The sequence below is a fragment of the Streptomyces sp. DvalAA-43 genome, from assembly GCF_900091725.1.
GTDB lineage: Bacteria > Actinomycetota > Actinomycetes > Streptomycetales > Streptomycetaceae > Streptomyces > Streptomyces pulveraceus.
The window spans coordinates 87616-97849 of record NZ_FMBW01000049.1 but is presented as its reverse complement, the minus strand read 5'-3'; the positions used below and the strand labels follow the sequence as shown (position 1 = coordinate 97849).

The 10234-nt window shown below is 73.2% G+C and carries 9 protein-coding genes; 4 read left to right on the top strand and 5 right to left on the bottom strand.

Annotation, left to right across the window (positions count from 1 at the left end; genetic code table 11):
* Window positions 1–24: 24 nt before the first annotated feature.
* On the bottom strand, window positions 25–669 hold the full coding sequence (locus tag GA0115234_RS21030) for an FtsB family cell division protein (protein WP_370804537.1): 645 nt from the start codon (window positions 667–669) through the stop codon (window positions 25–27).
* Window positions 670–718: 49 nt separating this feature from the next.
* Entirely contained in the window at window positions 719–1684 is a 966-nt protein-coding gene (gene rsmH / locus GA0115234_RS21025; protein WP_093543891.1) for a 16S rRNA (cytosine(1402)-N(4))-methyltransferase RsmH, read from the bottom strand.
* Window positions 1685–2065: 381 nt separating this feature from the next.
* On the opposite strand from rsmH, the gene GA0115234_RS21020 reads away from it, so the two are divergent.
* The 4 genes from GA0115234_RS21020 (at window position 2066) to GA0115234_RS21005 (ending at window position 7779) form a co-directional block, all read left to right on the top strand.
* Window positions 2066–2623, top strand: coding sequence for a beta-class carbonic anhydrase (locus GA0115234_RS21020; RefSeq protein ID WP_093543889.1), 558 nt, complete (start codon window positions 2066–2068; stop codon window positions 2621–2623).
* A 244-nt stretch (window positions 2624–2867) separates the two neighbouring features.
* Window positions 2868–3914 carry an AAA family ATPase gene (locus tag GA0115234_RS21015; RefSeq protein ID WP_093543887.1) on the top strand — a complete coding sequence of 349 codons (1047 nt, stop codon included), beginning with the start codon at window positions 2868–2870 and terminating at the stop codon, window positions 3912–3914.
* Entirely contained in the window at window positions 3914–5293 is a 1380-nt protein-coding gene (locus GA0115234_RS21010; protein WP_093543886.1) for a DUF58 domain-containing protein, read from the top strand. The genes GA0115234_RS21015 and GA0115234_RS21010 overlap by 1 nt, the downstream gene beginning before the upstream one ends.
* Window positions 5290–7779: a DUF3488 and transglutaminase-like domain-containing protein gene (locus tag GA0115234_RS21005; protein ID WP_093543915.1), complete on the top strand. Its 2490-nt coding sequence runs from the start codon at window positions 5290–5292 to the stop codon at window positions 7777–7779. The genes GA0115234_RS21010 and GA0115234_RS21005 overlap by 4 nt, the downstream gene beginning before the upstream one ends.
* Window positions 7780–8095: 316 nt before the next feature.
* Here the strand turns inward: GA0115234_RS21005 and GA0115234_RS21000 are convergent, their stop codons facing one another.
* The 3 genes from GA0115234_RS21000 to GA0115234_RS20990 all read right to left on the bottom strand — a co-directional run bounded on the left by GA0115234_RS21000 (window position 8096) and on the right by GA0115234_RS20990 (window position 10165).
* Entirely contained in the window at window positions 8096–8485 is a 390-nt protein-coding gene (locus tag GA0115234_RS21000) for a DUF3040 domain-containing protein (RefSeq protein WP_093543884.1), read from the bottom strand.
* Between the two features lie 291 nt (window positions 8486–8776).
* Window positions 8777–9535 carry a class I SAM-dependent methyltransferase gene (locus GA0115234_RS20995; RefSeq protein WP_093543882.1) on the bottom strand — a complete coding sequence of 253 codons (759 nt, stop codon included), beginning with the start codon at window positions 9533–9535 and terminating at the stop codon, window positions 8777–8779.
* A 102-nt stretch (window positions 9536–9637) separates the two neighbouring features.
* Entirely contained in the window at window positions 9638–10165 is a 528-nt protein-coding gene (locus GA0115234_RS20990; protein ID WP_093543880.1) for an SAV_6107 family HEPN domain-containing protein, read from the bottom strand.
* Window positions 10166–10234: the final 69 nt, after the last annotated feature.

Below are 10234 nucleotides of genomic sequence, written 5' to 3'. Positions count from 1 at the left end.
GGTGGATCCTTGGGCGGCACTGCGTCACCTGCCGGGGCTCGTCGAGGGCTGGTCTGCCGGGGTGAGCGCCCCGGCGGACGGGGGCGCGAAGGTGCTGGGCGTCGCGGCGGCGCCCGGCTGGCCGAGCGAGGCCGCCGAGGCCGCTGCCGATGGAGAGGGCGCGACCGGGACGGTGGCCGGGGGCAGGGCGCCGGCAGCGGATGTGGACGCGGTCGCGCCGGGCGTGGTCGTGGCGGATGCGGTCGCGGCGGGCGCCACCGGCGGGCTGCTCTTCGGCGGAGGCGGGGTGGGAGTGGGCTCGGCGGTGGTCTCGGCCGGTACGCCGCGGACCGTGCCGTTCGGGTTCAGGAAGGCGGGGCTGCCGCCGGGCACCATGCCCAGTTCGCGGGCCCGCCGCTCCAGGGCGTCCGGCTTGGAGTAGTTGTCGACGTCGTGCTGGAGGGCCTGCTGCTCGTCGGTGAGCCCGGTGGTCCGCTTCTTCAGCTCGCTCAGCCTGAACGATCCTTCGTTGAGGGCCGAGTTGAGCACCAGGAGCGTGATCAGGCCGCCGCCGAGCAGCACCACGACCAGCAGGACGAAGGGCGTACGGGCCGCGTTGCTGGGCCCGGACGGCATCAGCCGGACGAGCCGCGCGGCGCGCCCTCTCAACTGTCCGACCGGTCCGCTCACCGCGCCGCCCCGTGCCTCACCGTTGTCCGGGGCCCCGGACGCCCGACGCTCATCGTTCCTCCTCGCGGATCCGCTGGGCGCCGCGCAGCCGGGCGGGGGCGGCGCGCCGGTTCTCGGCGACCTCCTCCTCCGTGGGCAGCTCCGCGCCGCGGGTCAGCAGCTTCAGCCGGGGCTGGTAGCGCTCGGGGACGACCGGCAGACCGGGCGGCGCCGTGGTGGCGGCGCCCGCCGCGAACACCTGCTTGACCAGCCGGTCCTCCAGCGAGTGGTACGAGAGGACGGCGATGCGGCCGCCGACCGCGAGGCTCCGCACGGCGGCCGGAATGGCCCGCTCCAGGACGGTGAGCTCGCCGTTGACCTCGATGCGCAGCGCCTGGAAGGTCCGCTTGGCGGGGTTGCCGCCGGTGCGCTTGGCGGCCTGGGGCAGCGAGTCGCGGATCAGCTCGACGAGCCGGGCGCTGTTGCTGAACGGCTCCTTCTCGCGCTCGCGCACGATCGCGGAGACGATCCGTTTGGCCTGCTTCTCCTCGCCGTACGCCCGCAGGATCCGGACCAGCTCGCCCGGCGGATAGGTGTTGAGCACCTCGGCCGCGCCGATGCCGGTCGTCTGGTCCATGCGCATGTCGAGCGGGGCGTCCTGGGCGTACGCGAATCCGCGGTCCGCCTCGTCCAGCTGCATGGAGGAGACGCCGAGGTCGAACAGGACGCCCTGGACCTTCGGGGTGCCGAGCCTGTCGAGCACCTCGGGCAGTTCGTCGTAGACGGCGTGCACCAGGGTGGCCCGGTCGCCGTACGGGGCGAGCCGCTCGCCGGAGAGCCGCAGCGCCTCCTTGTCCCGGTCCAGCGCGATCAGGCGCACGGACGGGAAGGCGGAGAGCAGTGCCTCGCTGTGTCCGCCGAGACCGAGGGTGCAGTCGACGACCACGGGCGCCTGTGGTCCCGGCGCCTCCAGAGCCGGGGCCAACAGGTCCAGGCACCGCTGGAGCATCACCGGGACGTGTCGGGTCTGGCTCATGCGCCCTCTCAGGCTCAGGTCACGTGTGGCCGCACGTACGGCCTGGTCCCCGCCCGCTCAGAAGGGGAGGTCGGCAGGCGCCGGGGAAGGGGCGCCGGCCGACCGGCGAGCGGGAGAGGGCCGGGCCCGTACGTACGCCGCACACACAGGGGAAATCTACGGAATGTGCAGGGTGTCGGTAACTTCCCGTCACTTTAGTCCACCCTGCCATTCGATCGATTCCCGATCAATCAACCCGGCTGCGCGTCGCCCCGCCCCCTGTTCACCCGCTCGAACCAACAACTGCGAGGCTTGTGGGTTACCTCACAACAAGCCCCGTTGACGTTCTTTGTCCCTTCCCACAGCACGACGTGAGCAGGTGCGGGAGCTAACGTCATATCCATGTCGACTTCTGCGCACTCCCCCGCCGGGCCCTCCACGACCGACCGGACCCTCACCGGGAGCACGGTCACCGATCGCCTCGTCGAGGCGAACGTCCGGTACGCCGCCGAATTCGAAGACCCGGGCATGGACGCCAAGCCCGTGCTGCGTGTCGCCGTGGTCGCCTGCATGGACGCCCGGCTCGACCTGCACGACGCCCTCGGCCTGGCCCTCGGCGACTGCCACACCATCCGCAACGCGGGCGGCGTGGTCACCGACGACGTGATCCGTTCGCTGACCATCAGCCAGCGGGCCCTCGGCACGCGCAGCGTCATACTCATTCACCACACCAACTGCGGCCTGGAATCGATCACCGAGGAATTCCGCCAGGAACTGGAGGCCGAGGTCGGCCAGCGTCCGGTCTGGGCGGTCGAGGCGTACAAGGACGCCGACCAGGACGTACGGCAGTCGATGCAGCGCGTGCGTACCTCGCCGTTCCTGCTGCACACCGATGACATCCGCGGCTTCGTCTTCGATGTGACCACCGGCCTGCTGCGGGAGATCCTCCCCGCCTCCTGACCGGCCGAACACCGCCCTCCCGGAACCGAAAACCCCACCGAAACCGGCATATCGCCCTCACTTGTCCACAGGCGAGTGACACGAAGCGGTAACGGCAACAAGAATGCGCATGTGACATCCCGCCGGACGTTTCCGGATGGGGTGTCCGTGTTTCGGGGTGGGCCGGCCCGCTGTGTGCGCGTCGGCCCGTGAATGGGGTATCCCCTGCTTCTTGTGAGCACGGGGCAGGGCCGAGGAGGGCCGGGTGACGACCTATGACGATCGAGCGAGCCTCACAGATCTGACCACGACTGCGGAGCGGGTGCGCAGGTCGATGGAGAGCGTGATCGAGGGCAAGCCTGAGGTCGTACGGCTTTCGCTGACCGTACTGCTGGCGGAGGGGCACCTCCTCATCGAGGACGTCCCCGGAGTCGGCAAGACGATGCTGGCCAAGGCGCTGGCGCGGTCCATCGACTGCTCGGTGCGGCGCATCCAGTTCACGCCGGACCTGCTGCCTTCGGACATCACCGGTGTGTCCGTCTTCGACCAGCAACGGCGCGACTTCGAGTTCAAGCCGGGTGCGATCTTCGCCCAGATCGTGATCGGCGACGAGATCAACCGCGCCTCGCCGAAGACCCAGTCGGCGCTGCTGGAGTCCATGGAGGAGCGCCAGGTCACCATCGACGGGCACAGCTATGAGCTGCCCGATCCGTTCATGGTGGTGGCCACCCAGAACCCGGTGGAGATGGAGGGCACCTACCCGCTGCCCGAGGCCCAGCGCGACCGGTTCATGGCGCGGGTGTCGATCGGCTATCCGAGTGCCGACGCCGAACTGCGGATGCTCGATGTGCACGGCAGCCTCTCGCCGCTCGACGACCTCCAGCCGGTGGCGCACGCCCACGATGTGGTGAAGCTGATAGACGCGGTGCGGACGGTCCATGTGGCCGACGCCGTGCGGCGGTACGCGGTGGAGCTGGTCGGGGCCACCCGCGGCCATCCCGATCTCCGGCTCGGCGCCTCCCCGCGGGCCACCCTGCATCTGCTGCGCGCGGCGAAGGCCTCCGCGGCGCTGAGCGGCCGTGACTACTGCCTGCCGGACGATGTGCAGGCGCTGGCGGTCGCGGTGCTCGCGCACCGGCTGCTGCCGACGGCACAGGCCCAGCTGAACCGCCGTACCGCCGAGCAGGTCGTCCTGGAGATCCTCCAGCAGACACCGGTCCCGACCGCCGACGGCGGCGTCACCCAGGTACGGCCCCCGCACCAGCCGGGCCGTCCGGCGTACGGGCAGCAGCCCGGCGCACGGCGGGCGTGATGACCGCCGGGGGGCCGGCCGCGATGGACGACGGTGACGGGAAGGGCGGTCTGCGGGCCGCTCTGAGCGGGCTGACCACGCGTGGGCGGTCCTTTCTGGCGGCCGGTGTCGCCGCGGCGATCTGCGCCTATGTGCTCGGGCAGGCGGACCTGCTGCGGGTCGGGCTGCTGCTGGCCGCGCTGCCGCTGGTCTGCGCGGTGGTGCTCGTCCGCACCCGCTACCGGGTCGCGGGCACCCGGCGGCTGACGCCGTCCCGGGTCCCGGCGGGCTCGGAGGCGCGGGTCCATCTGCGGATGGACAACGTGTCGCGGATGCCCACCGGGCTGCTGATGCTCCAGGACCGGGTGCCCTATGTGCTCGGGCCGCGGCCCCGGTTCGTGCTGGACCGGGTGGAGGCGGGCGGCCGTCGTGAGGTGTCCTACCGGGTGCGGTCGGATCTGCGCGGGCGCTATCCGCTCGGGCCGTTGCAGCTGCGGCTGAGCGATCCGTTCGGGATGTGCGAGCTGACCCGTTCGTTCAGCGCGTACGACACCCTCGTCGTGATTCCGCGGACCGAGCCGCTGCCGCCGGTGCGGCTGGCGGGCGAGGCCTCCGGGTACGGCGAGGGGCGGCAGCGCTCGCTGGCGCTGGCCGGTGACGACGACGTGATCCCGCGCGGCTACCGGCACGGTGACGATCTGCGCCGGGTCCACTGGCGGTCGACCGCGCGCTACGGCGAACTGATGGTGCGCCGCGAGGAGCAGCCGCAGCGGGCCAGGTGCACGGTGCTGCTGGACACCCGCCGGATCGCCTACCGGGGGACAGGGCCCGACTCCGCCTTCGAGTGGGCGGTGTCCGGGGCCGCGTCCGCGCTGACACACATGCTGGAGCGCGGTTTCGCCGTGCGGCTGCTGACCGACGACGGGAGCTCGGTTCCGGGCGAGGGCGCGGGTGGTTTCGCCGGATCGACGCAGGAGTCCGCCGACTCGGCGGGGCTGATGCTGGACACCCTGGCGGTGGTCGACCACTCCGACGGCGGCGGTCTGTCGCGCGCGTACGACGTGCTGCGCGGCGGCAACGAGGGGCTGCTGATCGCGTTCTTCGGCGATCTGGACGAGGAACAGGCGGCGGTGGCGGCACGGATGCGGCAGCGCAGCGGCGGCGCCGTCGCGTTCGTCCTGGACAGCGCGGACTGGGCGCAGGACGATGTCCCGCCCGCGGGGGCGGAAGCGGCGTCCGAGCGGCGGCTGAGGCTGCTGCGCGAATCGGGCTGGACGGTGGTGGCGGTGCCGCCCGGGACCGGTCTCGCCCATTGTTGGCAGCAGGCGGGGCACCAGGGCGTGGCGGCGCAGTCCGTCACCACGGGTGGCACGACGGGATTCTCCGGGGGATGGTCATGAGCGGTCGTGGTCGGCTGGCGCTGTGCGCCTTTGCGGCGACGCTGATGGCGGCGGCCTCGATGCTGCCGCTGGTCGAGCCGGCCGGATGGATCGTGCAGGCCGCGTTCCTGCTGGCGGTCCAGAGCGGGATGGGGGTGCTCGTCCGCCGGGCGCCCGTGCCCCGTGTGCTGGTGCTCGCGGCGCAGGCGGTGGTCACGCTGGTCCTGCTGACCGTGGTGTTCGCACGGCTGCAGGCGGTGGCCGGTCTGCTGCCAGGACCGGAGGCCGTCCAGCGCCTCGCGCATCTGCTGGCCTCGGGCGCCGAGGACGTGGGCAGGTATGCCGCTCCGGCCCCCGTGACGGACGGCATCCGGCTGATGCTGATCGGCGGTGTGCTGCTGGTCGGGCTGGCCGTGGACGCCCTCGCCGTGACGTTCCGCAGCGCGGCCCCGGCCGGTCTGCCGCTCCTCGCGCTCTACTCGGTGGCCGCGGGGCTGTCCGAGGGCGGGGCCGACTGGCTCTGGTTCCTGCTGGCGGCCGGTGGCTATCTGCTGCTTCTGCTGGCCGAGGGCCGAGACCGGCTCTCCCAGTGGGGGCGGGTCTTCAACGGCGCGGCCACCAGGTCCCCCGGGGGGCCCGCGGCCGGTGCGGCGATGTCGAGCGGGCGGCCGACGGCTCCCGTCCGTACCGGGCGCCGCATCGGTGCGCTGGCCCTGGGCGTCTCGCTGATCGTCCCGGCGGCGCTGCCGGGGCTCGACGGCGGGCTGCTGATCGGTACGGGCGGCGGCGGGGGCGGCAAGGGGGGCGGCGGCACCATCTCCGCGGTGAATCCGCTGGTCTCGCTCCAGGACAATCTGAACCAGCCGGAGAACCGGCAGGTGATGTCCTACCGCACCAATTCCGGCGCCCCGCAGGACTTCTATCTGCGGATCCTGGCCCTGGACCAGTTCAACGGGAGCGAGTGGCGGCCCTCCACACGCCGTCTGAAGGACGTGCCGAAGCGGCTCCCGAGCCCGGAGGGCCTCGGTCCGGACGTGGCGGTCACGGAGATCAGGACGAACATCTCCGCGTCCGGCTCCTACCGGCAGACCTATCTGCCGCTCCCCTATCCGGCGACCGAGGTCAGGATCGACGGGCGCTGGCGGTACGAACCGGCGGGGCGGACGCTCGTCGGTGACCGCGGGGAGACGACCCGCGGCGCGCAGTACCAGGTCACCAGCCTGGTGGTCGAGCCGACCGCCGAACAGCTCGCCGCGGCGCGCCCCGCGCCGGCCGCTCTGCGGCGCGAGTACACCCGTGTCCCGAGCTCCCTGCCGAAGGTGGTCGAGGAGACCGCGACCAAGGTGACCGAGGGCGCCGCCAACGACTACGAGCGGGCGGTGAAGCTCCAGGACTACTTCGCCTCGGACGGCGGCTTCACCTACGACACCTCGGTGAACTCGGGCACCGGGAGCGCGGCGATCAGCCGGTTCCTGAAGGACCGGAAGGGCTTCTGCGTCCACTTCTCCTTCGCGATGGCCGCGATGGCCCGGACGCTGGGCATTCCGGCCCGGGTCGCGGTGGGCTTCACTCCCGGCACCGGGCAGTCGGACGGTTCGGTCTCGGTGGGGCTGCGCGACGCGCATGCCTGGCCCGAGCTCTACTTCGAGGGCGCCGGATGGACCCGCTTCGAGCCGACTCCGACGCGGGGCAGCACGCCTCCGTACACCCAGCAGGACGTCCCCACGGGCGACACGGACACCCCGGCCCAGCCCGAGAAGGGTGCCTCGGCGGCCCCCTCGGTCGCGCCGTCCGTGCCGGACAGCTGCCCGGCACAGCTGCGCAAGCAGGGCGAGTGCGACAGCGCGGCGGCGCCGGGGGTGACACCTCCGACGGATTCCGGGACGCCGACCGGCACCGTCGTCGGCCTGGTCCTGCTCGCCGCGGTGATTCTCGCGCTGCCCCTGCTGCCGCTGCTCTGGCGGCTCCGGACACGCAGGCGCAGGCTGGGCCTCTCCACCGGGCGTACGCCGCCCACGGGGCGGGGCGTCACCGCCACCGGCCCCGACCACGCCATCGATCCCGGCCGCGCACCGGCGCACGCGACGACCGGCACGCTCGCGGCCTGGCGGGAGATCACCGACACGGCCTGGGACCACGGCATCGAGCCGGACGAATCCCGGACCCCGCGCAAGGCGGCGGCCCGGGTGGTGCGGCTGGGACAGCTGGAACCCGAGGCGGCCGCCGCGGTGCACCGGGTCGCCGGGGCGGTGGAGCAGGTCCTCTACGCCCCGCAGCCCCGGGCGAGCACCGGGCTGGCCGAGGACGTGGAGACGGTACGGGCCGGTCTGCGGGCCTCCGCCGGACGGCTCACCCGGATCCGGGCGGTCGTGGCACCGCGCTCGGCCGTTCGGGTGGTCTGGGCGGCCTCGGACCGCTGGGCGGCGGTCACCGGCAGGTGGACGGCGCTGTGGGGCCGGGACCGGTGGGTGGGGTGGCTGCGGCGGCCGTCGCGCGGACAGGGCTGACCGGGGGCCCACCCCGCCCGTCGCGCGGACAGGGCTGGCCCGGGGCCGATCCGAGGCCGCCGGCGACCGGCCTCGGCCGCGGGCCGGCTCCGGCCGCTCCGGCCTCTCTGGTCCCGTACGGCCGCAGGCCGCCCATGCCCCGTCCGGGCGGGCTCTCTTCGTCCTGGCCGTCCGGAGGGAGCCCCGGGCGGGGGCCGGGCGAAGGCCCGCCCGAGAGAGAGGCGGGGCCGATGGCCGCCCCACGACAGACGGTCCCGGGCACGCATGAGGGGCGGCCGCGAAACGCGGCCGCCCCTCATCCAAGTTGTCCGGGGGCCTACTGACCCTGCTCGTCGCGGCGGCGCTGCCACCGCTGTTCGATGCGGTTCATCACGGTGCGGCGTTGCCTGGGACGGCCGCGCTCGCCACCGCCGGCTGCCGGGTGCTCACCGGGTTTGGGTGCTTTGCGCCACCCAGTGACCGCAAGGACCGCGCAGCCCAGCATGACGAGAAAACCCACCACGCTGATCCAGATCTGCTGGGCGACCATTCCGGCCATGAGGAGCGCGATACCCACCAGGAAGCCTGCGACCGCCTGGTAGACCCGTCGCCGGGTGTACGTACGCAGCCCGCTTCCCTCGAGCGCTGTCGCGAACTTGGGATCTTCGGCGTACAGCGCTCGCTCCATTTGCTCGAGCATTCGCTGCTCGTGCTCCGAGAGCGGCACGGAGTCCTCCTCGTCGTCGGCCGCGGGGGGCGGCCGGTATGCGGCCCTTCCAGGATAGGCAGGGAATCGCCCCCGTGAAACCCGCCTTCTTGCCCATCAGCCAGTCCGGGCCGCCACGACGGCTCAGCTGCTGAGGCGTTGATTCCCCAACCTCCGATCCGTCATGCCGGATGGTGTCCCCCGATCATACGGGGCGGAGCCCCCGATCGGGGGGCCCGGTGCGTACTCCGTCTGCCGCTGCGTCGCTGATCAGCCGCGCTACGGCCGAGCCACCACCGGACCGGACCGCGCTCAGGCGCGCTTCGTGCCCAGAACGTGCAGCTGCGTCGCGACGGAGTGGAAGGCGGGGAGTTCGGCCGCGGCGGACTCCAGCTTGAGCAGGGCCTCCATGGCACCGGGCTCCGTGTCCACCAGGACGCCCGGCACGAGATCGGCGAAGACCCGCACCCCGTGGACCGCGCCGACCTCGACGTCGGCCCCGGAGACCAGCTCGGTGAGCTGCTCCGCGGTGTAGCGCCGGGGCACCGGGTCGCCCTCGCCCCAGCGGCCCGCCGGGTCGCCGAGCGCCTGCCGGGCCTCGGTGAAGTGACCGGCGAGCGCCCGTGCCAGGACGGCACCGCCGAGCCCGGCGGCGAGCAGGCTGAGCGCGCCGGACGGCCGGAGCGCCGCCACGGCGTTGCGTACGCCCTCGGCGGGGTCGTCCACGTACTCCAGGACGCCGTGGCAGAGCACCGCGTCGTACCCCTCGCGCTCGACCACCTCGAACAGGCCGTGGATGTCGCCCTGGACACCGCGGACCCGGTCGGCGACCCCGGCCTCGGCGGCGCGGCGCTCCAGCGCGAAGAGCGCGTTGGGGCTGGGGTCGACGACGGTGACGCGGTGGCCGAGGCGGGCGACCGGCACCGCGAAGTTGCCGGTGCCGCCGCCGGTGTCCAGGACGTCCAGGGCGTCCCTGCCGGTCACCTTCACCCGGTGGTCGAGGGCGTCCTTGAGGACCTCCCAGACCACGGCGGTACGGAGGGAGGCGCGGGGGCGCAGCTGGTCCGACACGGCAGATGACTCCTCGGCACGGTGCCGCCTCTGACGGCGGAGCGTGAACAGTGCAGGTGGTACGAGCGGTCTCCACCCTATTGCCTCGCGCCGCCGCTGCCCTCATCCCGCGTCGGGCCGCTCCTTCCTGGCCTGCGGGAGCACCGGCTGGAGCACCAGCAGCCGCTCGACCAGACGCAGGAACATCGCCGCGTCGCGCAGCAGGTCGTCGGCGTCCCGCCGGGTGGCCGCGCCGGGGATCCCGGCTTCCGCACGGGCCCTGCGGGGGGCGCCGGAGGCGAACAGCGCGCTCCATTCGGTCAGCTCGGGGGCTATTTCGGGCAGGACCTCCCAGGCGCTGCGGATGCGCTCCCGGCGCCGCTTGGACGTCTCCGGGCGGGCCCGCGCGGCGAGCACCGCGGCCGCGGTGCGCAGCGCTGCGAGATGGGCGGTGGCGTACCGCTCGTTCGGCACATCGAGAACGGCGGCCTCGTCGAGGCCGGTGCGGGCCTGGGCGAGCAGATCGAGGGCGGCGGGCGGCGCCGTGGTGCGGCGCGGAACGGGGTGGACATCGCTTGCCGGACCGGTCAGTGAGGGGGCAGGGCCGTCTGCGCGGCGCCGGGGTGCGGCTGCTGCGGACGAGTGGGCCATGACGAAACCTCCTGTCTCGTGTGACGGCTCCGTGGCCGTATGTATCCATCGTGAGGGGCACCACTGACA